The 25308-nt window shown below is 44.4% G+C and carries 23 protein-coding genes and 1 pseudogene; 12 read left to right on the forward strand and 12 right to left on the reverse strand.

What is annotated here, in order from left to right; genetic code table 11:
- Positions 1-58: 58 nt before the first annotated feature.
- Positions 59-2209: a 3-hydroxyacyl-CoA dehydrogenase NAD-binding domain-containing protein gene (locus tag BK026_RS10865; RefSeq protein ID WP_071817610.1), complete on the reverse strand. Its 2151-nt coding sequence runs from the start codon at positions 2207-2209 to the stop codon at positions 59-61.
- A 22-nt stretch (positions 2210-2231) separates the two neighbouring features.
- On the reverse strand, positions 2232-3440 hold the full coding sequence (locus BK026_RS10870) for an acetyl-CoA C-acetyltransferase (protein ID WP_071817611.1): 1209 nt from the start codon (positions 3438-3440) through the stop codon (positions 2232-2234).
- 397 nt (positions 3441-3837) lie between these two features.
- Here BK026_RS10870 and BK026_RS10875 point away from each other — a divergent pair, with 397 nt between their 5' ends.
- Positions 3838-4926, forward strand: a complete 1089-nt coding sequence (locus tag BK026_RS10875; RefSeq protein ID WP_071815875.1) for a CaiB/BaiF CoA-transferase family protein — start codon at positions 3838-3840, stop codon at positions 4924-4926.
- A 109-nt stretch (positions 4927-5035) separates the two neighbouring features.
- Here BK026_RS10875 and BK026_RS10880 read toward each other — a convergent pair.
- A pseudogene (locus BK026_RS10880) lies at positions 5036-5396 on the reverse strand (winged helix-turn-helix transcriptional regulator).
- 136 nt (positions 5397-5532) lie between these two features.
- On the opposite strand from BK026_RS10880, the gene BK026_RS10885 reads away from it, so the two are divergent.
- The 8 genes from BK026_RS10885 (at position 5533) to BK026_RS10920 (ending at position 12408) form a co-directional block, all read left to right on the forward strand.
- Positions 5533-6129, forward strand: coding sequence for an NAD(P)H-dependent oxidoreductase (locus BK026_RS10885; RefSeq protein ID WP_071815877.1), 597 nt, complete (start codon positions 5533-5535; stop codon positions 6127-6129).
- Between the two features lie 9 nt (positions 6130-6138).
- On the forward strand, positions 6139-6681 hold the full coding sequence (locus BK026_RS10890; RefSeq protein ID WP_071815878.1) for a redoxin domain-containing protein: 543 nt from the start codon (positions 6139-6141) through the stop codon (positions 6679-6681).
- 8 nt (positions 6682-6689) lie between these two features.
- Positions 6690-7064, forward strand: coding sequence for a hypothetical protein (locus BK026_RS10895; RefSeq protein ID WP_143142120.1), 375 nt, complete (start codon positions 6690-6692; stop codon positions 7062-7064).
- 327 nt (positions 7065-7391) lie between these two features.
- Positions 7392-7748, forward strand: coding sequence for a RidA family protein (locus tag BK026_RS10900; RefSeq protein ID WP_071815879.1), 357 nt, complete (start codon positions 7392-7394; stop codon positions 7746-7748).
- A 185-nt stretch (positions 7749-7933) separates the two neighbouring features.
- Positions 7934-8722: a lipase gene (locus tag BK026_RS10905; protein WP_071815880.1), complete on the forward strand. Its 789-nt coding sequence runs from the start codon at positions 7934-7936 to the stop codon at positions 8720-8722.
- A gap of 90 nt (positions 8723-8812) precedes the next feature.
- Positions 8813-9883, forward strand: a complete 1071-nt coding sequence (locus tag BK026_RS10910) for an ADP-ribosylglycohydrolase family protein (protein WP_071815881.1) — start codon at positions 8813-8815, stop codon at positions 9881-9883.
- Between the two features lie 210 nt (positions 9884-10093).
- Positions 10094-11257: an AI-2E family transporter gene (locus BK026_RS10915; protein ID WP_071815882.1), complete on the forward strand. Its 1164-nt coding sequence runs from the start codon at positions 10094-10096 to the stop codon at positions 11255-11257.
- Positions 11258-11847: 590 nt separating this feature from the next.
- Complete coding sequence (locus BK026_RS10920; protein WP_071815883.1) at positions 11848-12408, forward strand: hypothetical protein; 561 nt, start codon at positions 11848-11850, stop codon at positions 12406-12408.
- A gap of 149 nt (positions 12409-12557) precedes the next feature.
- On the opposite strand, the gene BK026_RS10925 is transcribed toward BK026_RS10920, so the two are convergent.
- Positions 12558-13280, reverse strand: coding sequence for a DUF1330 domain-containing protein (locus BK026_RS10925; RefSeq protein WP_218163404.1), 723 nt, complete (start codon positions 13278-13280; stop codon positions 12558-12560).
- Between the two features lie 132 nt (positions 13281-13412).
- Here BK026_RS10925 and BK026_RS10930 point away from each other — a divergent pair, with 132 nt between their 5' ends.
- Positions 13413-14282: a LysR family transcriptional regulator gene (locus BK026_RS10930; RefSeq protein WP_071815885.1), complete on the forward strand. Its 870-nt coding sequence runs from the start codon at positions 13413-13415 to the stop codon at positions 14280-14282.
- 159 nt (positions 14283-14441) lie between these two features.
- On the opposite strand, the gene BK026_RS10935 is transcribed toward BK026_RS10930, so the two are convergent.
- The 6 genes from BK026_RS10935 to BK026_RS10960 all read right to left on the reverse strand — a co-directional run bounded on the left by BK026_RS10935 (position 14442) and on the right by BK026_RS10960 (position 21432).
- The gene (locus BK026_RS10935; RefSeq protein WP_071815886.1) at positions 14442-15173 is read right to left on the reverse strand and encodes a HugZ family protein; all 732 of its coding nucleotides are present in this window, start codon (positions 15171-15173) and stop codon (positions 14442-14444) included.
- A gap of 37 nt (positions 15174-15210) precedes the next feature.
- Entirely contained in the window at positions 15211-16041 is an 831-nt protein-coding gene (locus BK026_RS10940; RefSeq protein ID WP_083575070.1) for an ABC transporter ATP-binding protein, read from the reverse strand.
- Positions 16042-16046: 5 nt separating this feature from the next.
- Positions 16047-17255 carry an iron ABC transporter permease gene (locus BK026_RS10945; protein ID WP_071815887.1) on the reverse strand — a complete coding sequence of 403 codons (1209 nt, stop codon included), beginning with the start codon at positions 17253-17255 and terminating at the stop codon, positions 16047-16049.
- A complete protein-coding gene (locus BK026_RS10950; RefSeq protein ID WP_071815888.1) occupies positions 17255-18214 on the reverse strand; it encodes a hemin ABC transporter substrate-binding protein in 960 nt (319 codons plus the stop codon). The genes BK026_RS10945 and BK026_RS10950 overlap by 1 nt, the downstream gene beginning before the upstream one ends.
- Positions 18215-19357, reverse strand: coding sequence for an HmuY family protein (locus BK026_RS10955; protein WP_071815889.1), 1143 nt, complete (start codon positions 19355-19357; stop codon positions 18215-18217).
- A 131-nt stretch (positions 19358-19488) separates the two neighbouring features.
- Entirely contained in the window at positions 19489-21432 is a 1944-nt protein-coding gene (locus BK026_RS10960; protein WP_071815890.1) for a TonB-dependent siderophore receptor, read from the reverse strand.
- A 230-nt stretch (positions 21433-21662) separates the two neighbouring features.
- On the opposite strand from BK026_RS10960, the gene BK026_RS10965 reads away from it, so the two are divergent.
- Both BK026_RS10965 and BK026_RS10970 read left to right on the forward strand, forming a co-directional pair.
- On the forward strand, positions 21663-21866 hold the full coding sequence (locus BK026_RS10965) for a hypothetical protein (protein ID WP_071815891.1): 204 nt from the start codon (positions 21663-21665) through the stop codon (positions 21864-21866).
- 92 nt (positions 21867-21958) lie between these two features.
- Entirely contained in the window at positions 21959-22822 is an 864-nt protein-coding gene (locus tag BK026_RS10970) for an EamA family transporter (protein ID WP_071815892.1), read from the forward strand.
- A gap of 19 nt (positions 22823-22841) precedes the next feature.
- On the opposite strand, the gene BK026_RS10975 is transcribed toward BK026_RS10970, so the two are convergent.
- Both BK026_RS10975 and BK026_RS10980 read right to left on the reverse strand, forming a co-directional pair.
- Positions 22842-23285, reverse strand: a complete 444-nt coding sequence (locus BK026_RS10975; RefSeq protein ID WP_071815893.1) for a DUF6314 family protein — start codon at positions 23283-23285, stop codon at positions 22842-22844.
- A 9-nt stretch (positions 23286-23294) separates the two neighbouring features.
- Positions 23295-25241, reverse strand: coding sequence for a TonB-dependent receptor domain-containing protein (locus BK026_RS10980; protein ID WP_071815894.1), 1947 nt, complete (start codon positions 25239-25241; stop codon positions 23295-23297).
- Positions 25242-25308 lie beyond the last annotated feature (67 nt).

Genomic DNA, 25308 nt, shown 5'->3' on the forward strand with positions numbered 1-25308 from the left:
CGCCCCTTCAATCTATATATGTAAAGCAACATTGTTCGAAAAAATAGGTGAAGTATTTCTAAAGAAATAATTCACCTGCTGCTATTTTCTTTCCTACAATGGCGGGGGCTTTAAATCGCTGACCATATTTTTCAGCAAGCTCTTCACACCTGGCTTGGAAGCGCTCAAGCCCATAGCTATTAACAAATTGAATGTATCCGCCTGTCCAAATGGGTGCACCTATCCCAAAGATACTGCCGATATTGGCATCGGCCACTGATTTCAACACACCCTGCTCCAAACACAGTAAGCTTTCTATTACGTTTATAAACAACAGCCTGTCTTTGATGTCACGATCGGAAATGTCGATGGTTGAGTCGTAATACATATCAAGTAATTGAGGCCAAATTGCCTTGTCACCATCAACATAATTAAAATACCCGCCCTCACCGTGATAGCGACCACCGCGATTGTGTTCCTTCACAAGCTTTTCGATGAGTTTGTTCCCTTCAGGCCAACGATCATCCTCGGCCTTTATCAAGCCCGCGGCTACTTGCGTTTGTCGTACTTTGATACCAATCGTTAAGCTTACTTCGTCATTTACCGTTAGCGGGCCTACGGGCATCCCAATAGCTTTACCTAAGTTATCAACTCTGACTGGATGAATACCCTCACTAACCATAGTGGCGGCCTCTTGTAATTGCGAAGCAAAGGTTCTGGAAGTAAAAAAGCCAACACTGTCATTAACGACGATGGGGGTTTTCTTTATCTGCTGGACGAAATCGAACGCTTTTGCGAGGGTAGCGTCACTCGTTTTTTCGCCACAAATTATTTCCACCAGCGGCATTTTGTCGACGGGAGAGAAGAAATGCAGCCCAATGAAATTTTCAGGCTTATGACTAGGTTCAGCCAGATGAGTAATAGGAAGTGTTGAGGTATTAGAAGCCCAAATTCCATCTTCGGTTAGAAATTGCTCTGAGCCTTTAAGCACCTTGTGCTTTAGCGACATATCTTCGAAAACAGCCTCTACAACAAGCTCACAGCCTTTCAAATCTTCATCATTATCAGTAGCAATGATAAGTGAGAGAGCTTGCTCTTTATCTTGCTCAGTTGCTCGGCCTCTTGCTATTTTCTTGTCGTAAACTTTGGCTGTATAAGCTTTACCTTTCTCAGCTGCGTCAATTGACACGTCCTTTAACACGACCTGAATACCTAAACCTGCCGCCACTGCAGCAATGCCTTGCCCCATCATGCCAGCACCAATCACCCCAACTTTATTGAATGTGAACTTTGTTTTCACGTCAGGGCGGCTTCCACCACCATTAATCTGATTCAATTGGAAGAAAAAAGCTGACATCATATTCTTTGCTTCAGGCGTAACTGGCAAAGAGGCAAATTTTCTGGACTCTATTCTAAGTGCCGTATCAAAATTAACGGTAACCGCTTGTACTGCTGTTTCTAAAATCGCTTCTGGCGCGGGTAACAAGCCCCTGGTTTTCTTAAGAAGCATATGTGGTGCCATTGCTACAGTTTGCGCTATGGATGGCCTGTTGATATTTCCGCCGGGTATTTTAAAACCTTTTTTATCCCAAGGCTGAATAGCGACCTCACCGTTACCTTTGTTGTTAACAAGCCAGGCTTTGCAATGTGCAATAAGCTCATCTTTGCTCTTTACAGTGGCATCAATTAACCCGGTTTTTAAAGCTTGTTGCGGTCTAACTTTTTTACCTTCAAGAAGCAGGGGAAGCGCTGCCTCTAACCCAATTAGGTTTGTAAGCCTAACAACGCCTCCCGCTCCAGGTAATAACCCCAACGACACTTCAGGTAATCCAATTTCAATGCGGGGGTTATCTACACAAACTCGATAATTACTCGCTAAGCACAGCTCATAACCACCTCCTAACGCTGCACCGTTTATCGCAGCGACTACGGGAACCGGTAACTTCTCTAATCGACGGAACAACGACTTATTCGCCTCCACCGTATCAAAAATTTTTCGCTCATCTCCTGGTTCCATTGCCATGAGCATATTTAAATCACCGCCAGCAAAAAACGTATCTTTAGCTGAAGTGAACACGACACCTGAAAGATCCGTTTCTTTTTCCAAAGTGTCTAGTGCTTCCGACATTTCGCGATAAAACTCGTCATTAATTGCGTTTACCGGTCCATTCATGTCCATGGTAATAACTACAATGCCGTTATCGTCTTTTTGGTATTTAAAAGTATTCATGCTTTCCTCCATTATCCTTCGGCTACAGTCTTTCGATAATGGTGGAAATGCCCATGCCACCACCTACACAAAGTGAAATCATTGCGCGTTTTAATCCACGGCGTTCCAACTCATCTAACACGGTACTGACGAGCATTCCGCCGGTCGCACCTAACGGATGTCCCATGGCAATTGCACCACCGTTAACGTTGGTCACCTCCTCACTAATACCTAATTCACGCATGTACCTAAGCGCCACAGAAGCAAAAGCTTCGTTAATTTCCCAGAGGTCGATATCTTCTTTGCGAAGCCCCGCAATTTTTAAGCATTTTTCTGCAGCAGGCGCTGGCCCGATTAGCATAATAGAAGGTTCGGTAGAGGTAACCGCTCCGGCAACAATTCTTGCGCGAGGATATAACCCCAAATCTTTCCCTGCTTGCTCGCTACCAATAAGCACGGCACTTGCACCATCTACAATCCCAGAAGAATTCCCGGGAGTATGGACATGGTTGATTCGCTCTACATGCGGATACTTCGACAATAGTGTGGCGTCCATTCCCAATTCGCCTATTTTTTTAAAGGACGGTTTTAAACTGGCGAGCCCTTCTAACGTGGCATCGCCCCTAATGAAATCGTCTTTAGCTAATATCATTAAGCCGTTTGCATCTCGCACAGGTACTACTGAGCGGTCGAAATACCCATTATCTCGAGCATAAGCTGCGCGCTTTTGTGACAGAAGCGCATAATTATCTACATCATTTCGAGTCCAGCCGCCCAAGGTTGCAATTAAGTCGGCGCCAATACCTTGGGGTGGTGTTTTTTGCGTCATTACAAACTCGGGGTCAAACATCATCGAAGCCCCCGCGGCTCCCATGGGGACCCTAGACATAGACTCCACACCACCAGCTACGATTAATTGATTCCAACCCGACATAATATTTTGAGCAGCGGAATTGACCGCTTCTAGGCCTGAAGCGCAAAACCTGTCCATTTGTACGCCTGCCACACTCTCATCCCATCCAGCAAACTGCACAATTGACTTGGCAATATCGCCACCTTGCTCTTTGATGGGACCGGTACAACCCAGCATTACATCATCGACATAAGACGTATCTAGGTCGTAGCGTTTTTGCAATTCACGTAATAAACCCGCCCCCAGCTCTATAGATTTCACTTCATGAAGCGAACCATCAGACTTTCCCTTACTGCGTGGCGTTCTCACCGCATCAAAAATATAAGCTTGTGTTGCCATAACACCATTCCCCTTTGCTGTATCAGCAACGCCACAGTACATGGTGAAACCTTTACTGTTTCACTGAGACCACGGCCTTGTTAAAAAAATGTTGCTTAAAACTATAGAGAGAATGGACGAAAAAACGATGACTAAAGACACCATATAAATTGACTAAAAGTGACAAATAAGTCGATTACGTGCACGACACGAAAGATATCGCAGCAGCATGTTGTATTTTGTCAATAATGCTGAGCTTTCTGGTCATTAATAATTGCGCTGTAAAAACATAGATTGTTAAACCAAAGTAAATTTTGGCCACAAATTACAGATTGACAACGGTAAATAAAGTGCAGTGCTGTTATATGAACAACAACCGAATGAATGTGACCAGAAGCTTCAGAGAAGGCGATAAAACATGTTAGATGGCTTAAAAGTTATAGAAATCGAAGGCATTGGTCCGGGACCTTTTGCGGCAATGATGCTTGCAGACCTAGGGGCGAATGTAACAGTGGTTCACCGGGAAGACGTTCCCATAGAGGGGATGACTGAAAAAAGCCTACTCGATAGAGGAAAGAAGTCTGTCTTATTGAACTTAAAAACAGACGAAGGCAAAGCGTGTGTTCGCGAACTAATTAAAACCGCTGATGTACTTATTGAAGGGTTGCGGCCTGGTGCTATGGAAAAACTTGGCCTTGGACCCGTCGATCTTCATGAAATTAATCCTGCGTTAGTTTACGGAAGAGTGACCGGCTGGGGACAAAGCGGGCCTCGTGCCCAGCAAGCGGGCCATGATTTAAACTACATTGCATTGTCTGGAGCGCTTTGGTATGCCTCGCCCCCCAAGCAAGCCCCGTTCACACCGCCCACTCTAGTAGGAGACATTGCAGGCGGGGCGCTTTATCTTGTTGCAGGAGTGCTATCAACTCTTTACAGAGTAGGAAAATCAGGCAAAGGCGCTGTTGTTGATGCTGCTATCGTAGACGGCTCAGCCCATATGATGAACCTAATTATGTACATGAAAGGCCTTGGCGTATTCTCTGATACACGCGGGCACAGTATGTTAGATGGCCCACATTGGAGCCGCTGTTACCAGTGCGCTGATGGTCAATGGATGTCTGTTCAATGCCTTGAGCCACAATTTTACAGGACTTTTTTAATGAAATTAGGGTTGGAACAAGACCCTGAATTCTGTAAGCAAAAAGATCCTACACTTTGGAAAAAGCTGGGCGAAAAGCTGGAAATATTATTTGCTGAACACGCTCAACAGCATTGGATACAGCTCTTTGAAAATAGTGACGCTTGCGTTTCTCCCGTGCTTAGCCCTGAACATTCGCAGCAAGACCCACATATGAAAGCAAGAAACATATGGTCTGCCTCTGAAGGTTTTATGCAGGCAGCGCCCGCACCACGATTTGGCGGTAGCCCTAGCGCTCATAAGCAAAACGCGCGAATACCAAGGCGAGGTCAGCATACCGATGAAATATTGAAGGGATTAGAAAAGTAAGAGACACGAGGCTGCAACCTACAGTAGATAGGTTGATTACGTAATTAAGCGGGTCAGTGGGCTTTAAGTAAAGCTCATAACAGACCCGATTAGACTTATATTGGCCATTTCATGTTTGAATATCATTATTTTCTGACCATATTCTTAGCTTTTCTAAAATATGTAGTGCCGTTCTGCCAAACTCAGTGAGCTCGTAAGTAACAGCGATCGGCCTTTCGCTAACTACTTTTCGCAAAACGATTCCTTCGTTTTCCAGTTCTTTAAGCCTTTGATCGACAATTTTTTTACTGGCACCGCCAAGCATCCTTGCAAGATCATTAAATCTAACAGGCTCATCTTTGAGGTGATAGATAATTGAAGCTTTCCATTTTCCACCAATCAAACGCATTCCACTTTCGATAGCGCAAGGCTCATCAATTATGCTGTTAATTTTTTCTCTTTTTACCATTTGTTTTTACTAAGTTTTCCAAAATGTAACTCATATTCCACATAGGTTACCAAAACACCACTGGTTGATTATTGTATACAGGTTACTATTATATACCACATATAGTTAAGCTAGAAAACATATCGCTATTTCAGACATAACCAATTAGGAGTATTTGAATGAGCAACACAAGTAAAAACAATGTACTAATTATTAATGCACACCAGTATTACCCTTTCTCGGAAGGCAAGCTAAACGCATCTTTCGTCGATAAAGCAGTAACGCTGCTTGAAGCTAAAGGCTACAACACTCGCGTAGTGACAATGGCCGAAGAGCACAACGTTGAAGAACAGTTGGCCCATCATCAGTGGGCTGACATAGTATTTCTACAGGCACCAATTAATTGGATGGGTGTGCCATGGTCATTCAAGAAGTACATGGATGAAATCTACACTGCAGGTATGGGTGGCGCCTTATGTGCCGGGGATGGTCGCGTTGAAGAAGCGCCGAAGAAAAACTACGGCACAGGCGGTACTCTTACTGATGTGAAATACATGATGTCTTTAACCTTCAATGCTCCAGAAGAGTCATTTAACGACAGCGAAGAGTTTTTCGAAGGTAAATCGGTTGACGATTTACTGTTTCCAATGCATATGAACTTCAAGTTCTTTGGCATGAAGCCAATGGAAACTTTCGCTAGCTTTGACGTGATGAAAAACGCCGATGTAGAAAACGATTTCAAACGCTTTGAAGCCCACATCAACAAGCATTTTTAAGGATTTATCATGAGTACTGAATACACCAATAAGTTACATGCAGGTTCTGCTTTTCCAGATATTTCAGCAAAGCTGTTAAATGGCGACACTATAAAGTTAGCGACACCTGAGAACGGTCTTGATTGGAAAATGATAGTGGTTTACCGAGGGCAACATTGCCCACTTTGCACTCGATACCTCAATCAACTTGAGAGTGTAAAGGGTTATCTTGCCGAAACTGGCGTAGACCTTATTGCAGTGTCTGGCGACAGTAAAGCGCAGCTTGAAAGTCACCTTCCTAGGTTGGACATTAACTTTCCAATTGCGTACGGCTTAACGGTGGAGCAGATGGAAGAATTAGGCGTATATATCTCTGATCCAAGATCTCCTCAAGAAACTGATCACCCGTTTTCTGAACCCGCGCTGTTTGTTGTGAACAATGAAGGTAATGTGCACGTCGCTGATATTTCTAACAACCCATTTGTTAGACCTGAGTTAGAGACATTAGTAAGTGGTTTGGGCTGGATCCGTAATCCTGATAACAACTACCCTATTCGCGGTATGCACAAATAGGAGCTTTCATGAAAAAAGCGGCTAATTTCGTAGCAGCCTTTTTGGCAACGGGGGCTATGTTATCCGGAGTTGTTTTGGCGAACGATGACAATGCAGGACACGCTCATGTTGAATCGCCTAAGCATTACACTCTTCTTTTAGAAAACGAAAGCGTGCTTGTTTTGAAAATGACGCTGCAGCCTGGAGAAGAAGACAATTGGCACAAACACAATGCTGAAACCGTTTATTTTGAAGATGGCGGAAAAGCCATCATCAAAACAGCTGACAAAGCAATGACCTTGGAAATCCCTGATGGTTATGTCATGTGGCATGACGAATGGGAGCACCAAGTTAAAAACATCGGTGACTCAACGATTACTGCAATAATTGTGGAAGCCAAATAGCCAAACTTGCCATATTAGTAAGTGAAACTAGTGCTTTTTGAATTAGTGCCAGGGCTACTTGGCACTAACTTAAACACCGATTCGCATACTCATTGTTATACCTGTCTTTCCCGATAGCAGCCCATGCTGGAAACAATAGTCTTATGGATCTTTCCTTGAAACCAATATGATTTTGAAATTATCGCGTTAGATTTTGACTTACGGTACCTAGTAGCCAAGTGCCTTAGGATAACATTGTCTAACATGGAGTAACAATTGAAGTCCCCCAACAAACCAATTAAAGTCGCTCAGCACAAACTCTTCTCACTTTCTCAAAGGCTTTAATTTATGAAGATTGAACGAATGGAAACCAAGCAGCGCATGAGTCGCATTGTGAAGCACAATGGCGTTATCTACTTATGCGGGCAAGTATGCGCAGACGCCACGCAAGATATTACTCACCAAACTCAAACCATGCTCGATAAAGTAGATAGCTTACTTGTTCAAGCAGGAAGCGATAGAAAGCATATGCTTTCAGCGACCATTTACCTAAAAACCATGGACGATTTCGCTAAAATGAATGAGGTATGGGATAACTGGGTTCCAGAAGGTCACGCGCCGGCAAGAGCTTGCGTAACTGCTGACATGGCCCGTGAGGCACTGCGTGTAGAAATATCAGTGGTCGCTGCAGAAATAGCTGATTGAAAACGCTATTTTGCTCATTAATGTATTGGCTCTGACTGTTCTTTGCAGAGCCATTTTAGCCACTTCGTAAAACAAACGCTTTACCGTCACATCACTGAAATAAAACACCTATATTGTAAACGATTCGTTCAAGAGTCTGAAAGGACTCAACCTTATACACGCAAATTGCTTCGATACGAGTTTTCATGAAAAAATTGAAACGTTATCAATACGAACGATATGCCATTCTTTGCCAACTCGCCTACCCCGATGCAGACGCACAATACCAAAAGATACTAGATCCTTTTCACGAACGTCATCTTGTCGATAAATACGGCAGAATGAGCGTAAGAATATTGTGGGTTGAGAACAAAAAAGAAGTCATTATCGTTTTTCGTGGTTCATTAGGCTTTAAGGACTGGTTCGCTAACTTGTTTTTCATACCCTATCGATTGCGTCAGCTGAATCGAAGTTTCTTCGTTCATTGGGGATTTGCCAGATTGCTTGCGCAACCTATGTACTCAAGTACGAAAACGTCTGATGACGCGTTACCACTAAGAGAATTACTCGTTAAAGTACTAGAGCCACTTCGCGCACAAGGCAAACGTTTTTCGTTTATCGGACATTCATCCGGTGGTGCGGTCGCCGTTTTAATGGCCGATTATTTCGAAAGGCGGTTCCCGAAGTCAGTAAAAAGAGTGGTTACTTTTGGGCAGCCAGCCGTGGGGACGCGCTCATGGTACAAGCATTATTTATTGCACCATCGAACATATCGCATTTGCTGCGACCTAGACATAATCACCTTTATGCCGCCTTTCCCTTTTTACTTCTGGCACGTAGGAAAAATGTTATGGTTACACGACGACAAAATATATGAAAATACACCCACGCATAGGCGCTTTTTAATGTCGCTTCAAAGTTGGTTGTTGCGCCCTATTACCTACCACTACATGCGAAAATATATCCGAAACAAGTCGCTATTTGACGAACACTAAAAGCGATCACTTTTCGCTTCTTCCCCGTATTTTTTGTTACTTGATAAAACAAGTTACCACTTAAACGACTTAGTTTACAGGTGAGAGAGTATGACTTCATTGACGATTGAACGGGCGAAAGCGGCACTTAGAAACGCATTTGTGGGCGACGCACTTGCGATGCCGGTTCACTGGTTTTATAACCCTGCTGATATTTATAAAGCGTTTCCGTTAGGCATAGAACAGTTTGAAAATGCGCCATCTTTGCACCCTTCTTCAATCATGTCGCTACACTCCACACAACAAGGCGGACGGGCCAACAAAGCGTTAGCTAGCCAAAAAGAAATAGTCGGTGAGGTCATTCTTAAAGGAAAAAGACAGTACTGGGGTAAACACAACGTGCATTACCATCACGGAATGAAAGCTGGTGAGAATACACTTAATGCCCACTGTGCCAGAATTGTTCTAACTTGCGCGCTCAAAGGTTATGATGAAAGTGAGTTTTTAAACCAGTACATTAGCTTTATGCGCGCCGATGAACCTCAACATCCTGATACGTATGCCGAGTCTTATCACAGAGGTTTTTTCGCGAATCTTGAGCAAGGCGTCCCTGCGGATAAGTGTGGTGCAGTAACCCATGATACGGCTTCTATAGGGGCTTTTGTATCAGTAGCACCTTTAGCGGTAGTAGAAACAGCTAAAAATACTGCACTTAACGACATCAAATATCTGTGTCGTAAGCACTTGTATTTGACTCACCCCGACGAATCGTTAGCTTCAGTATGCGATTACTATGTTGAGCTGATCTACAAATTGATTCACCGCCACGATGAATCACCCGAAGACATTTTAGAAGATATTGCACGTAACTCGGCACACATGAACTTGGCTTCTCTTAAGGCAAAAAACAAAAGCGATATTGAAGTTGTTGGGCGCATGTATTCGCCAGCATGTTATATCTCAGACGCTTGGCCCGCTGTTTTATACTTCGCATATCGCTATGCAGATAATCCGAAAAAAGCGCTTATAGCAAACACTAATGTGGGTGGTGACAACGTACATCGTGGTTTTGTTTTAGGCGCTATACTGGGCTTAATACATGGGGCCGAGATAACTCAATGGTTTAGTGAATTGGCCGACGCAAAAAAACTCAACTTGCTAATCGATTCACTCGACGTGTAGTGAATTGAAGATAGCAGTCTTGGGAGTATGGCTTCAATAAAGAGCAAGGCACCGTTCTTAGCTGTTGCCTTTAAATGCTATCCTTTAAAGTCTATTCCTTCGTTTCAAAATACTACATACTTAACATCTATCATGTTAAGTTTTATGTTTTAATTTTATCAACGCTTACCAAACATCGCGCAAAACTCGCTCCTCACCAAAGGCTAAGACATGGACAACGCTGGCTCTATCAATGAAAAACAAAAAAAGAATTTAACTGGCGCATACCCTAAAATAGCCAAGCAAACTAAGCTTTTGAATACCCTAGTAATTTTCGCTTTTATTTACACCATGTATTTAGCGAAATCTTTGCTTATCCCGCTGTTCTTTTCAGCCTTTGTCGCCTTGCTTTTAAGCCCACTTGTTGCCATTGCTCGAAAAGTATATGTGCCACGTACCATTTCGGCTGGAGCATTAATTGCGTTATTGGTGGCGCCTTTCACACTACTCACTGTTCAACTTGCTGAGCCTGCCGAACGTTGGCTTTATTCATTGCCTAAAATAGCGGCTGAAGTCACTGAAGAGATAGAAGAAATTAGCAGTAATATTGACGCATACACCTCGCCTCCCAAACCCAAGCCCGTTGAGAAAGAATCGTCTATTTTTGACTGGTTCGGCGATAAGAGTGAACCGGAAACGCCCATTACAAATCCTGATACAGCAAACTCCGTAAAAGATAAAATTAAACAAAGTAGCATTGATATAGGATTAACACTGTTTAGCAGCGCTCCCTTTCTCCTAGCACAAGTGCTCGGCTGTATAGTATTAATCTTTTTCCTATTAGTGTTCGGCCCTACTCTGTTTCATGTTTTCATAAGAGATTTCCCAGTAGTTACCGATAAAAGGCGAGCACTGGTGTTGGTCGAGCAAATTCAGCAAGAACTCTCTTCATATATCGTCACAATCAGTATCATTAACGCCGGTTTAGGTCTGGCTACTGCTGGCGCATTTTACTATCTAAAGATTGAAGATGCGCTTTTATGGGGAGCGCTTGTTGCTTTAATGAATTTTGTACCTTATTTGGGAGGCATTGCTAGCTGCATTGTCTTGCTAGTTGTGGGGCTCGTCCAATTTGGACTTGTGAGTGGTGCATTTTTACCAGCCGGTGTCTTTCTGATTTTGAATATTATTGAATCTCAGTTGATCACCCCAGCCGTCTTGGGGCGAAGTATGCAGCTTAACCCACTGATTATAATAATTTGGATAGCCATCACAGGCTGGCTATGGGGCGTAGTGGGTGTTTTACTCGCAGTTCCCATATTGATGTGTATTAAGATCATTCTCGAAAATTTAGGTATTTTTAGCCATTGGATAAGGCTTCTTGAATCGAAATAGTGATTTAGTATTAACACAGTCAACATTTTGAAACATGCTTATGGCTTTAACACTGCATTTTGGAGCACCTTGTGCAGTTCAAAATCTACTGTGCCGTTTTCAAGTTTTTAAAGTTTTGCCGCATGATCTGCTTATATAAGAATTACCTCAGTATTTTTCGCGCTATCCCACAATAAAATTTCGCTTTGTTATGCGCTACTGCGTAGGTTTGTGATGACTTGATGACTGCCGTTGACACTTTGTGCACGCCAAAACAGTTTTTGAACATCAACAAGGTATTCAACATGAAACGGCTTAGATCCTAAGTACCAACACGCTTATTCATTACAAGCAAAGTGATTAATTGCACTACTTCTTATCTAAACATTTTACCTCTGATCCTCCAATTTAAACTTGTCGCTATACCTCGACGCGTGCGCGTAACGTTTTTCCCACCTATCAGTTAAATTGCTAGGTTATCAATCAAAAGTCAGAGAAAAATCAATTTTTTCTCAAGAATAACCTGTTGGTTTAGTTCACTTTTAGCATCCGTAGACGACGCATTTCTACCTTCGATTTACAATTCAACACGTTTTAAAAAAGGAATTAAAATGAACACTTCTCTTTTCATTACTAAAGCAAAAAAATTTGCCTGTATTGGCGCGTTAAGTTTTATGTGCTCAATGAGTTTCTCTGGCATTCAAGCTCAAGAGTTAAACAATGAGTTTGTCACTACTTTTGTTAACGATCAGGAGCATTTTGTTGGGTACCCTTACTCAAAGAAACATTCATCTAAAAATAACCTTGTCGGAGCATGGCGCATTTATGTATCGCCAGATGGTACTCCCGAAGAATTCGTAAACTACAACATCTTCCATCATGACCAAACAATTGTTGGTTTTGATACAGACGGTAAAGGTGCAGTTGGGGCCTATCGGCGTAAAGGCAAAAAACGATATGTCGGTGAATTTAGCGGCCCATGTGGATGCGAGGGCTTCCCACAAGGTACCTATAATCAAGTTAGTTTCGACGCAAACTACTCAAGGAGAACACAGGAATTATCTGGCCGATTCATAACGAGGATCATAGCACCCGATGGTGCTGAATTAGCCGTATTTCAGGGTTCTATCAGAGGTGAAAAATTAGGGATTGACCCTGCTAACCTTCCTTAAATGACGGACATGGGCTTCTTTGTGTTTCTATAGAAGCCCATTAGGCCTCGGTATACTCGTTGCGATATCGTCGTGTGTATCTAATGTAATCCACCAACTTGGCCAGCATGCGTTCAACTTTTACTCATAATGACGTTACAGTAACGTTGCTAAACCCTTGGCCGAACCACATGAAACTCGAATTCTACTGTCCCTTTGCGCAAAGCGTTGAGTTTTTCATTGTATTCAGGTGACAATAAGAATTGCTCAAAGCGTGTTGCATCATCCCACTCGATAATCACAATTTGTTGGGGTGCTACGGCATAAGGATTGTGATCACTTAAGGTTATGTTTTGCGTTTTTGAGATGACTTTTCCTCCCACTTCGCTGAGTGCCTCGGTAAGGTAATCGATATACGCATAGTAATCATTGGGTGATTGAGGGTTTACCCACGCCAACGAAACTGTATAAGTTTTATTGTTGAAGAAAGTAAGCGTAGTTGGCTTTAAAACCTCATAATCGAACAACTTCAGTGCTACCCAAGCTTCCCTTCTTAGCGACTTCACATCGTTAAATAGTGGTAACGCTTGAAACGACTTTTGGGCTTTGAGCGAAGACCACTGGCTCACAACAAAAACATTAGGACTGAACCGTCCCATAAGTGTTTTTTCGACAACAAGTACACCATTTTGCGTATACCCGTGCTCTCTGGCAGTTTTAGCCCCTAATTCAAAGTATTTGTCACGCAGCGGGCGCTTTTCAGCTTCGGTCACCGGAGCAATAAGCTGCATCACCGCCCCCGGATTAAAATGCACCGACAATACTTCCTCATTTTCATTAGCAATTGCGGGGGAGGCAAACAAAACACTCAACAACCCAAAATTTAAAGCCATGAATTTCATTGAATTAAGTGACATTTAAACTCTCTCTGTAATAGTTAACGTTGTGGTGATGCAAATACATTAGCAACTGAAGCAACCCAAAACACGGTTTGTTTTTTATTCACAATGGTGCATTATTGTTCCATGAAAGATTGGAATGATTACGCATTAATTCTTGCTCTTCACAGGTCGATAACCTTAAGAGCAGCCGCGGTAGCTTTGGGAACCACTCATACCACGGTGGCAAGACGCTTGGCATTATTGGAAAAGCAATATAGCGCCAGTATTTTCGAGCGTATTCCAGGCGGGTACCGCGCTACCCCGTTTGGCGAGCAGCTTGTCGCCACCGCTATGCAGGTTGAAAATGTTATTCGCGATTCAGAAAGGCTTTACTGCGCAAGCAATGAAAAGCTCGCAGGCCCAATAACGCTCTCACTGGGCGAGCCCATGTCGCAGTTTTTATTAGCCAAAGAACTCGGTGAGTTCGCTCGGCTTTATCCGTCTATCCAATTAAAAGTGAAAAGCTCTACAAAATTCGCCGATTTAGACAAAGGTGAAGCGGATGTCGTAATTCGGGGAGCCCCCAAATTACCCGAACATTTAATTGGAAGGCGGCTTTACAAGCTAGGCTTGTGCTTTTATGCACACAAAGATTATTGTGAAAATACGCCCCGTAAAGACTGGCGCTGGATTGCGCCGTTAGAGAATGAAGTTTGGCCGCAATGGCTAGCACAATCGCCTTACCCAGAGGTACCTATTGGAATAGCAATCGATGACATCATCTCTCGATATCACGCTATATTAAACGGCGTAGGTATGGGAAGAGCAGCATGTTTCATGGGAGACCCACACCCCGACCTAGTACGATTACCGGGCAGCGCGCCCGTTTTGAAATACGATATTTGGCTTCTCACCCACCCTGATTTGTATGAACAGCCTAAAGTAAAATTGCTGATGCAGTTTTTAACTGATGCGTTAATGGCTAAAAAAATGCTCGTTGAAGGAGAGGCATAAGTTTATTTACGGAAAACCGTTTAGCTGGCTAACTACCGCAGAACAACGCTTTGTTTATAACAAGCGAACCATGTTGGCAGATGCAAACCTATGCCATTTTCACAAGAGCCCCCACACTATAAGCCGCCCGTATGGATGTAGCATTATACAGTGAAAAGGCTAAGACACCGCTTTGGGTACGTTAAGCGCATTCCGTGCGCCATTGGTCAGTTTCACTAACGCTTTTCGTACGTCTGTTGACGACATGCATGGCCCCTCAAAAGGGATAAACCAAGTCTGCTTTTCTGTACCGCAATGCATGCCTTCTGGAAATACGCTGTGCATTATCGGCGCTTCAACGTTAACGCCTATGTTGTGCTGCAAGATAAGCTGCATCGCGTCCTGATGGTCCTCATTCATATGGGTAATCATGCCCTCTGGTGCGCTATGCCAGTCTTGGGCTTCAACGCGCCAATAGTTTTTATCAACCCAATGGATTTTTCCGAAACCACCTATAAAACGTACTCGCTCAGTACGAATAACGTAAAAATTGAAATCGTGGGTTTGCTCGTATTTTTTAGCTTGTGGGAATAAACGAAGATATTGTGCTTTCACATCATCTGGGTTCGCTAGCTCCGCACTCCCCATAATAGTCACCCGGCCATTCGCCTGAGAGTCATCTTCGCTAGCATCGAAAATGGTTAAGCTAACCTTGTCGTTCGCTTTAATATTACGCGTATGCAGTGCGATATCACTGATGTAGATAATTGCGTCACCAGCAGGCGTTAAATAAAAAGGTACAACCGAACCAAAAGGGTAGCCGGGCATTGATGTTGAATGCGTACCTAATACACCGCTGTGATGGGTGCGGCTTAGCTGTTTTGCTTGAAATGCAATATCTTGCATGCTCATGGTTAACTCCGTTCTTGTTTATCGGTTTTCGTAAAAGTTAATGTGTCACGAAAACGTGTTTTTGTTCGTTTTTAATTAGGTTTAACTGGGTGTGATAGCACCGAGAAAGCATATCGGTAGTAAGTACTTGCGCTGCTGTTCCGTCGGCTAAACACTGCTTTTCCCCCAGTAAAATGAGTCTGTCGCAATAAGGGGAAATTAAATTTAGATCGTGACTTACGCAAATAATGCACAGCCCTTTTTCCCGCAGTGCAACCAGTTGCTGCATGACGAGTTTCTGATGGCGTAAATCTAAGGCTGAGGTGGGTTCGTCTAACAACAACAGCTTGCCTTCCAAACTCTCGTTTTGATCGCCCGGTATTATTTGAAGAATAGATTTAGCTAAAAATATTCTCTGCCTTTCCCCGCCAGATAAGGTTTGAATATTGCGAGCAAGTAAATGCGTAATGTCAAACTGCTCGGCAATACCATGAATCAACCGACTCTTTTGTTCCAATGACTCAACGTACTGATACCGCGCCAAATGAAGTAACTCGTCGGCGATAAATCCAAATGGCGCTGATGCGCTTTGTGCCATCACTGCACGCTGTATTGCTAATTGATTTGCGCTTAGCGCACTAATTTTTTGCCCGCCAAGCGTTAGCCTTCCACCAGATGGCGTTTCTACACCACTGAGCATAGTAAGTAGCGTAGATTTACCGCATCCGTTTTCACCCGCTATCGCGGTAAACTCACCAGTGTTAAATGACAGAGATATTTGCTCAAGCAAACGCGTGTTACCTCTGGCTATCACAATATCTTTCAATGTAAGCAACGCCGTGTTTAACCGTTTACCATTGTCGCTTTGCTCTAGGATTTCCACTTTCATTTTAGCTACACTCCACCACCAAGTATGCGGCGTTGTTGCCACAGTAAGTAAAGGAAAAATGGCGCCCCTACTGCTGATGTAACAATACCAATAGGTATTTCCATAGGCACAAATAAGGTACGAGCCAATGTATCGGCAGCCATTAACAGCAAAGCGCCCATCAGTGCGCTGGCAGGTATTAGCACCTGGTGGTTTACACCAAATATGGCCCTGCACATGTGGGGCACCACCAAACCAACAAAGCCAATAATGCCGCACAGCGCCGTTGCTAGTGCCACAGAGAACGCCACCAGCCATAAAACCCCGTGTTTGTATCGGGTAACATTAAGCCCCATATAAGCCGCCTCTTTTTCACCAAGCGCGAGTAAATTAAGCGCATTACGTGACTTCATGAGACCAGTAAAAGCCACAAGCCCAGCTAGCGCAATAAGACCACAAAGCGTCCAGCTTGCTCCGGCAAGACTACCCATGGTCCAGTAGCTTATTTGGCGAAGTGCATCATCGCTTGCTACATAACTAATAGCCCCTATTACGGTTCCGGTTAAGGCGTTAATGGCAACCCCAGCCAAAATAAGCGCGGCTACTGAAACGCCTTGCGGTCCATTTGAAAACCGAAGCACTGTCCATACAGAAAGTAGTGCACCACCAAATGCCCACATGGCTACCCATATAGACTCAAGCGCAGGGATGAGCGGAGGTACTATGGTCATACTAAGAGCTGCGGCTGCGGCCGCGCCACCTGCAATACCAATTAAACCAGGGTCGGCAAGCGGATTGCGCACTAGCCCCTGCATTGCACAGCCAGATACGGCTAGAAGCGCGCCAATCAGCATTGTCATGATCACCCTCGGCAGCCTTATTTCTGACAACACATACCAATGGGTTGTGTTTGCTGCCGTATTTCCTACCGTACTTTCTACCGTATTTGCGCCGCTAATGAAGTATCTAAATTGCTGTTCAATATCAATGGGTAAACTGCCGCGGGTTAACCCTACATAAGCACAGAACAACAGCAATACAACCAGTATACCCATGCCTATACGTTTTCGCTGCGCGCGGGCATTGATAAGCTGAAGGACTACAGGCCTAGATGAATCATTGCTTGGGTAATCACTTGAATAATCGCTTGGGTAATCACTTGAGTAATCGCGGGGGTTATCACTTGGATTATCGCCTAGGTTATTACTATGCTTAGCTGCGGAAGATAACTGCATCATTGACTCGTTCTACTGTTAGCAGCATTTTGCGTTTGTTTAATTTCAATGGCCTTTCCTGCGTGCTCTGCAACACGCTGAAGCGCCACATCAAAGCGCGGAGAAAGACCCAAACTTATGCTGCTATCCATGGCTTCAACTAGGCAATGAGTACCAGCAAAGGTGGCTGCCAACGCATGGTGCGTACATAGTGCGTCCTTCGCGCTTTTCCCACGCAGCATGTGCCCAGCGGCAATTACAATATCAGGGTTTTGCATCAGCACAGACTCAGCATTCATCACTTTGTAGCCTTCCACTGCTGCACCTATATTAACGATACCCAGCGTATCGAATAGCGCTTGGGGCACGGTATTTTTACCCGCAACCGTTATTCCTCTGTCATTATTCGCCACCACAAAAAGCGCTTTAATTGGTGTATTGAACGCTGAGGTTTTATCTGCGTACCGCGCTTTTTGTTGCTCTACCTTCTTTTCAATATCGTGAACAAGGGTAATGGCGTTATCACTTGCCGATAGTTTTTCGCCAATATCCAGTACTAGGCGCTTTAGGCCACTTAAGTTTTTGTCTACATTAAAGGTAGTAACCTCTATGCCAGCATGGGCTATTTGTTCAAGCGCAACACTTGGGCCTGTCGCCTCTGCTCCTAGCAGCATTGTGGGCTGTTGGGCCAATACTCCTTCAGTGCTGAGCTGACGGAAGTACCCAAGCTTAGTTAACCTTGTCGCTTCTTTTGGGTACATACTGGTACTGTCAGTAGCAATTACCCAATCGCCTCGTCCTAACGCGAAAACAATTTCGGTGATACTGCCGCCAGCGGTAACAATTCTAGGAGATGCAGTTTGCGTTTCATCTAAAGGGGCGCTAAACGCCCCTACTGCAAACAAACTCCACCCTACCATCACAGTACACAACGCTTTTACGGCAATAGATGAAAGTGAATGAGCCTTTTGCAACATCATTTACTCTCCACTTACCGGGTCGGCGCGGAAACTATACGCACCTGATGTTCCCTCTTCATCGTAGTAACTAGTAATTTGAAGCTTGTAAGTCATATTGCCTGCCTGAATTAAATAAACCCCAAACTGTGAGTAAAGTAAGTGGCTGGTACTGTCGTAGAAATACCAGTTGTTCGCACTCATTGCGTATTCGCTAACGGTCTCTTCACTGAAGCCATAAAAACGTGCTGCTTCGGGATCCACGCCATCGTACGTTTCAGCGTCGGTGCGAAGCACGGTCGCATCATCAGCAATAGAAAGGGTAAATTCCCCCGCTCCGTCCGCACATGGAATTGATAAGTCCCAACCGTCTGCTTGTGTAACTACTTGCTGCATATCGAAGTCAACGTAAACCGTGTCGCTACAACCCACCGCATCAACAGTCAGTGCGACTTCTTCAGCAAAGGTGGTTTGCCCGTCAAGAACGCTTTGATGCATAACGCCAAAGGTTATTTCACCGATACCTCGCCCTTCAGCAACAATATCGGTAACGTGAAATTTTGTGTAGTTGCTGTCAGACGACACAATGTAATATGTCTCTTCATTTGGCGTTACTACATGAGTGGTGAAGTCGTAGTTGTAAAAGGTATCGCCGATCACTTGGGTTTCTGTATCTGTGCTGAACGCGTCAGCTTCTGGTATATCGCTTTGAGTAACAGCTAAATAATCATCTAGTTCGCTGTCAGCACTGGCATTTAGGAACAAGTCAGACACTGGCGCGCCCGTATCATCGTAAAAGTCGCTATTATTTCCGGTAAAATAAAGGCTAACAGCGGTTTCCTGGTTTGTATTTAAAAACACATTGGTACGCTTAAAGCCGATATCCCACGTGGTATCCGTTGCGGCTTCTTCTTCAGTAAGCGTAAGTTGCGTTAGTGTATCTAAGTCAAAGTACACAGCAACAGGCTCGGATGTAGACCCTGTGCTAAATGGCCCGTAAATGGTCCCCTCTTCGTTTTCGCCGTCACTGCTTCCGTCATCTGAATCTCCGCTACCATCGGTCACTTCATCAGGCGTTTCGACTGGGGTGTCATCGCTACTTGAGCCACCACAAGCAGTTAGTCCGAATGTCATGGCAAGCAGTAACGCTAAATAGGTTTTGTTCATGTGTTTTCCTTTTTAAAATTCGCCGAATTAACCAGCGTTTTTTAGTTGTTGGTTTGGGATCTGCCGTCAGGTGTTTTTTGTTTGATCTCAAACGCTGTTTTCTGTGTCGGTGCTTTCGTTTTATGGTTATTTCAATACTGGTAACTCACACCCAGATACAATCGCCTGGCAGCAATCGGCCTTGCGTCAAACGCGCCCGCCACAAGGGCATCGGATGAGCGATGTTCATCAGTGAGGTTTTCAAGTCCAAGGCGCGCTTGCCACTGAGGCGTGAACTGGTGCTGCACGACTGCGTTTAGCGTGGTAAAGCTGTCTTTGGCAATTGTGATATAGCCATTGGAAGGCGACACATTCCCCTCATGCACTCCGTAAACCTGTAGGCTGGTGTCGGTTTGGCTAAACTGATAGGTAACGGATGCTTTAACTAAATGAGTAGGACGTTCAGGCAAGTGCTGTGAACTGCCATCTTCAGCAACTAAGTAGCTATAATTCAACTGCCATTGCCATTTATCATTTTGCGCGCTGGCGCTTAAATCTGCACCGTAAAGGGTGGCTTCATCGAGGTTCTGATAAACTGAAATATCTAAACCCGCCTCTTGCGATGCATCTACATCTACCGCCGTGGTGATGAAGTCATCAGCTTTAGTGTAATGAAGGTTAATATCAAGGTGATATAACCAGTTACTTTGGGTCGGTTCTACTCGAAGGTTGGCGCCTAAGTTGGCATTCAGCGCTGTTTCAGGGGTAAGGGCGTCGTTGCCTAGCACCATATAACCTAAGTTACTATGGTCGAAGATGTAATAGCGTTCCTTGAGGTTAGGCACGCGATAGCTACTGCCAGTCCCTGCGCGAAGTTGCCACGAAGTGCTGTCAGTACTAAATGACTGGCTTGCACTTGCTTTAAATGCAGTATGCCAACCAAAATCAGAATCGTTTTGTATTCTTGCGCCAGCTAAAAGCTGGGTGTCGTTTTTCTGCCAGTTTCCTTGTAAATAAAGCTCGGCACTTTCTCTACTTACATCGTCAACTTCAACCGTGCCCGTGCTGAGGTTTTGTTGATCCAGCGTGTCGCCATGTAAAACAAGGCCGCCTACCCACTCAATATCTTTGGTGGAATAAATCTTTTGCGCTTCTAATTCCGCAAGCTGAATATCGGTTTGACGTAACCCGTTGCTGTTACCGCTTTCTTCATTATGAGAAAGATAGCGTGTGTTGATATGCCAATCGTACTGCTGTTCAACGCGAACATCGTGCTGCCACTGGGTAACGTTTGAAAGATAACTAATAATGGTAGCTTGACCCGGTATTGATGACTGAGGTTTGTCTTTTTGCTCGTCCAGCCATTGCCCTTTGTATTGCACGCTAATGTTATTTATCAATGTCGATAAAGACACTTGCACAAAAGATTTGTCTACCGCGCCACCATCTTGTGACGTGGTTTCGTTGTCGTAATCAAAACCGGGGTTAGTTATGTTTTGAGCCGTTATACCAAGCTGCCAATTGCTTATCGCTTTAGCAGCGGAAATTCTTGACGTATGCCCGAATTCATCACCGTCAATTGCATCATCGGTAAAATAAGATGCCTCGTAGTCTGCTGAAAACTGCGAGCCTTCTACCTTTTCGGTAATGATATTGATAACGCCACCCATGGCAGAGCTGCCGTAAAGCACAGAAGCAGCGCCACGCACAATTTCAATTTGCTTAATATTAGCAACGCTAATTTGGTCAAGATCGACCGAAGAGCCTGTAGGTGAAATGATGGGCTGGCCGTTAATTAACACCAATACGTGATCGCCATTGAAGCCATTTAGCTGAACGTTGTACCCGTCTTTTTGACTGCGTCTAACCACAACACCGGGCATCACTTCTAGCACTTGGCGTAGTGTGCCTTTACTTAATCGGGCAATGTCCTCTTTATCTATCACATCAACTTTTACCGGTGAGGATGCCAATAACTTTGGTGTTCTAGTGCCTGTAACAACAACGCGTTCAAGATCCCCTTCTGCTAAAGCTGAAAAAGCCAACGGAAAGCTAGCGGCTACCAAAAGTGAAGGTAAAAAGTGAACTCGTTTCATTTATTTTTCTTTTAACGCAAATGATAATGATTTGCGTTTGATCTTATTTATTTAGAAACGTTTTGCAAGATGAATTGTGAAATACATTTCGATAAAGTTGATAAGCAACTAATAAATATAACTTTTTAGTTGACGTATAATGGGTAAGAAAAAAAGCCGTAGAAAAAACTTGGCAAGATAATTGATTTACAAGATAGGTATTCAGTAAATAACAACGAGATTTTGACACTATGCGCTTACCAACTAAACAACTTATCAATAAAATCGAAAATTTGTCTAATGGCCTGACGCCCGAACAACTATCGAGCTTCTTAGATATTATTGACGCTATGACGGCACTGGTTGAGGAAGCTGGCGATTTTAAAGAAAGTAATGAGCCCGACAAAAAAATAGAGCCAGCGCCGGTGCCGGCACTCTCTAGCGCTGTCCATTAAGCAATACGGTTGGCTTTAAGGCCGCTAGTAGTTGATAAATGCTGCACATTGCAATACCTTAGCGCGCGTCCTACTTAGAAAAAGAGATACGCGTGCTTTACCTTGTTGCAGTCACTGTCCTATGGGCATTTTCCTTTTCACTTATTGGCGAATTTTTGGCGGGCGAGGTAGATAGTTACTTTGCTGTACTAACCCGCATTATTCTTGCTGCTTTGGTATTTCTGCCGTTTCTTAAAATATCTCTGCTAAGCGCCAAGCAAAAAGCGGCGTTGGCGGCTTTAGGTGCTGTACAGTTAGGGTTAATGTACATTTTCTTCTACCACGCATTTTTGTTTTTAAGCGTGCCAGAAGTGTTGCTTTTCACCATTTTTACGCCGCTTTATGTCGTTATGTTAAACGACGCCCTGTTTAAGCGGTTTACCCCGTTTTATTTGTTATGCGCACTTATTGCCACCGTAGGTGCAGCCATAATTCGTTTTAATGGCGTAACTGATGACTACTGGTTTGGTTTTGCCATTGTTCAAGGTGCTAACCTTTCCTTTGCACTAGGACAAGTGGGTTATAAGAAGCTGACCTCCACTTTTACAACCCAAGTCCCCTATCACAACGTATTCGCGTGGTTTTATTTAGGCGCACTGGCTGTTGCCTTACCTGCGTTCTTCCTATTTGGCAACCCAAGCCAACTACCGCAAAATGCCGAGCAATGGGGAGTGCTACTGTGGTTGGGTATTGTGGCATCAGGGCTTGGCTATTACTTTTGGAACCAAGGCGCGCTAGCCGTTTCTGGTGGTACGTTGGCTATTATGAATAACGCACTTATTCCTGCGGGGCTTGTGGTTAATTTACTGCTTTGGCAAAAAGACACCGACTTTTCTCGCCTGCTTCTTGGCGGTGCCATCATTGCTATTGCACTTTGGAAGTCTCATCAACACGCTACGAAGCAGAAACAGTTATAAGCCTCAAAAACGCCAAAAGCTACGTTGGACTATACTCACTCACCATGGTGTAGTCTTTGCGTGGCCCAATGACCTGCCACGTAGAACGCCACACAGGCCAGGCTGTGAAGTCATAGCGCACTACATAATTGTCATCGCCGCATAAGTGCTCAGCGTTTGGGTTGGCCGCACTGAAAGAATGAAAATAACGTTCATCGTCGAACAACACTTCAAATAAACCAGTTTGAGGCTGCTGCCAGAAATAACGGCGCTCAGCAAGCATGACACTGCCGTTAGGCGAAGTAACCTCACCTTTTTCGTAATACGCCAAGCCACTTTTTTCTTTTTGTACGCTACCTTCCAGCCAGCTGAATTCAGCCTCTCCCATAAAGGTAAATACATCGCCACTTCGCTGGATGATTTTGCGCGTTAGCGTCCATCGTCCAGCAAAGTCCCCTAAGGTATAAGGAAGGTTCTCTATCATTACTCTCCCTTACCAGAAGTAGGTGACAGTGGCAGAATATTGGTCGCCGCGACCTGGCGTTCCAGGGATTTCTTCAAAGCGCTCATCCCACAAGTTATCGACTGCCAATACCAAGCTTAACCCTTCAATCTGGGCCGGTGAGTATGTGAGAGTAACATGCGAGAAGAATGCTGAGTCACTGCCGTTTCTAAGCGCATTGGTTTCTTGTTTCCGCCACTCGTTGTCAATGCGCACTTCAACCGTATCGGTTGCAAACCACACCATCCCAAGAGTTGCGCGATGCGGCGGATAGTTAAGCGCGTAAAAGCTCGCGTCTACTTCATCAATACGATAGTCTTCAGACTTATCTAAATAGGTGTAGCTGGCCACCACATCTGCGCTATCAAAGCGTTTAATGGCAATCACCTCAACACCTAGGGTTTGAATATCAACCGGGTTTGCACTGCGAGCTGAAGTAGCGTCGAAGCTATACGTCCAATCCGTCAGTTCGTTATCCCAGCGATAGAATACGGCGGTATCAACTTTGAAAGACGCTCTATCAAATGACGCCCCAAACTCTAGGTTTTTGCTGACTTCTCGCTGTAACTGGTTGTTACTTCTAAACAGACCGCTTGTGGTGCTGCCGCCGACAGCAGTGTAGCCAGCCACCTGCGTCGCCTCTGCATATGAAAGATAGAGCGTACGCGAGGCATTGATCTCTGTTTGGGTAAGCCAACTGATATCACCCACAAAAGACAGTCGGTCGTCGTCGCGATTCGTATCGTCAAACGCCCCACCTAAGCGAATGGTAAGCGATTCATTGCTGTTCAACTGCGTGCGATACTCGGGCACTAGGCTTATTTTGTAGTAGTCGCGAGAGGTGAAATTATTCTCTAGCGTAGTTGATGTAATGTCGTCTGCAGTAAGCTGTGCTGCGTAGTTGATTCCGAATTCTTGCGATACATTATGAGTACCTGAAAACGCCAATGACGTCACTTGGGTTTCGTGAAACGCCTGAAACGCTTCAGGGTTTTCACGTGAGAACACGTAATGGTCGTCATTCTCTCTGTAGTAAGCAGAAACCTCAAAGGTATTTTTCATACCCTCTTCGCCGTAGCGCTGTTTGTGATTTAGCATGACCAAACGGGTTTGAATGTCTTCCGTTTCGTTCACGTTAAAAGGCGTGTACAAGTTAGGCCAGCCAAAAAACTTTTGCTGAAAGCCATAAAACACGTCGGTTTGTGAGTCATTACTTGCAAGCTGAATACGCCCCGACGCGCGTTCGAAATTATGATCGCCATTAGCAATAGTGCCATCACTTTCAGAGCGAGAATACTCCCCTTCAACCCCAACAGTCCAACCGGGTAAATCACCAAGCGCGTGCTTTACTGCACCGTGTACACGCTGCAGATTGAAGTTATTATTGCCCACACCTAGTGACACACTGCCTGCTGTTTGGATAGGGCGCCAGCCGTAAGACACCGTACCTACTGAGCTATTTACGCCGTAAAGCGCGTTATCGACGCCCGTGAAAATACGCGGTTTCGTCAGCATTTCTGGTGCAATGGGAATTTCAGCGAAATAGTGCCCTGTTTGCGGGTCAATAAGCGTTGCGCTTCCTATGCGAAACCCCGTGTTTTCGAATATACCGCCGCGAATGGTGACGTCAGCCTGCGCTTCTGCCATGTTCCTTGATTGCAAATCGACACGTGGGTCGTACTCTAAATTTGAAATAGGTGAATTAAACGTGCCTACTGGTTTGTTATTCGCCGTCGCCGCCCCTTCAATGGTAATTTTTTCTAGCTTAAGTATATCGCCTGTTGTTTTAGATGTTTGCTCACTTTGGCGAACTTCTAGCGGAGTCTTCTCCTGACGACTTTCAACAGCAGAGTTTTCTGACTTTGCTTCAGCGAAAACAGGGTTAAAAGTAAGTGCTGTAAAAACGAGAGGGACAGTGTTTCGATAAGTTATATACATGAGTACCGCTAAGAATTTGAAGTTAACGAGCGCGATTGTATATTAAAAATAGTAAATTGCATTAACA

It is taken from the genome of Alteromonas sp. V450 (assembly GCF_001885075.1).
Lineage (GTDB): Bacteria > Pseudomonadota > Gammaproteobacteria > Enterobacterales > Alteromonadaceae > Alteromonas.

What these genes read in the sequence shown, in the direction of transcription:
- BK026_RS10865 (WP_071817610.1), bottom strand. Translation starts at nt 2,209, where the DNA reads ATGAATACTTTTAAATACCAAAAAGACGATAACGGCATTGTAGTTATT.
- BK026_RS10870 (WP_071817611.1), bottom strand. Translation starts at nt 3,440, where the DNA reads ATGGCAACACAAGCTTATATTTTTGATGCGGTGAGAACGCCACGCAGT.
- BK026_RS10875 (WP_071815875.1), top strand. Translation starts at nt 3,838, where the DNA reads ATGTTAGATGGCTTAAAAGTTATAGAAATCGAAGGCATTGGTCCGGGA.
- BK026_RS10885 (WP_071815877.1), top strand. Translation starts at nt 5,533, where the DNA reads ATGAGCAACACAAGTAAAAACAATGTACTAATTATTAATGCACACCAG.
- BK026_RS10890 (WP_071815878.1), top strand. Translation starts at nt 6,139, where the DNA reads ATGAGTACTGAATACACCAATAAGTTACATGCAGGTTCTGCTTTTCCA.
- BK026_RS10895 (WP_143142120.1), top strand. Translation starts at nt 6,690, where the DNA reads ATGAAAAAAGCGGCTAATTTCGTAGCAGCCTTTTTGGCAACGGGGGCT.
- BK026_RS10900 (WP_071815879.1), top strand. Translation starts at nt 7,392, where the DNA reads ATGAAGATTGAACGAATGGAAACCAAGCAGCGCATGAGTCGCATTGTG.
- BK026_RS10905 (WP_071815880.1), top strand. Translation starts at nt 7,934, where the DNA reads ATGAAAAAATTGAAACGTTATCAATACGAACGATATGCCATTCTTTGC.
- BK026_RS10910 (WP_071815881.1), top strand. Translation starts at nt 8,813, where the DNA reads ATGACTTCATTGACGATTGAACGGGCGAAAGCGGCACTTAGAAACGCA.
- BK026_RS10915 (WP_071815882.1), top strand. Translation starts at nt 10,094, where the DNA reads ATGGACAACGCTGGCTCTATCAATGAAAAACAAAAAAAGAATTTAACT.
- BK026_RS10920 (WP_071815883.1), top strand. Translation starts at nt 11,848, where the DNA reads ATGAACACTTCTCTTTTCATTACTAAAGCAAAAAAATTTGCCTGTATT.
- BK026_RS10925 (WP_218163404.1), bottom strand. Translation starts at nt 13,280, where the DNA reads ATGGCTTTAAATTTTGGGTTGTTGAGTGTTTTGTTTGCCTCCCCCGCA.
- BK026_RS10930 (WP_071815885.1), top strand. Translation starts at nt 13,413, where the DNA reads ATGAAAGATTGGAATGATTACGCATTAATTCTTGCTCTTCACAGGTCG.
- BK026_RS10935 (WP_071815886.1), bottom strand. Translation starts at nt 15,173, where the DNA reads ATGAGCATGCAAGATATTGCATTTCAAGCAAAACAGCTAAGCCGCACC.
- BK026_RS10940 (WP_083575070.1), bottom strand. Translation starts at nt 16,041, where the DNA reads ATGAAAGTGGAAATCCTAGAGCAAAGCGACAATGGTAAACGGTTAAAC.
- BK026_RS10945 (WP_071815887.1), bottom strand. Translation starts at nt 17,255, where the DNA reads ATGCAGTTATCTTCCGCAGCTAAGCATAGTAATAACCTAGGCGATAAT.
- BK026_RS10950 (WP_071815888.1), bottom strand. Translation starts at nt 18,214, where the DNA reads ATGATGTTGCAAAAGGCTCATTCACTTTCATCTATTGCCGTAAAAGCG.
- BK026_RS10955 (WP_071815889.1), bottom strand. Translation starts at nt 19,357, where the DNA reads ATGAACAAAACCTATTTAGCGTTACTGCTTGCCATGACATTCGGACTA.
- BK026_RS10960 (WP_071815890.1), bottom strand. Translation starts at nt 21,432, where the DNA reads ATGAAACGAGTTCACTTTTTACCTTCACTTTTGGTAGCCGCTAGCTTT.
- BK026_RS10965 (WP_071815891.1), top strand. Translation starts at nt 21,663, where the DNA reads ATGCGCTTACCAACTAAACAACTTATCAATAAAATCGAAAATTTGTCT.
- BK026_RS10975 (WP_071815893.1), bottom strand. Translation starts at nt 23,285, where the DNA reads ATGATAGAGAACCTTCCTTATACCTTAGGGGACTTTGCTGGACGATGG.
- BK026_RS10980 (WP_071815894.1), bottom strand. Translation starts at nt 25,241, where the DNA reads ATGTATATAACTTATCGAAACACTGTCCCTCTCGTTTTTACAGCACTT.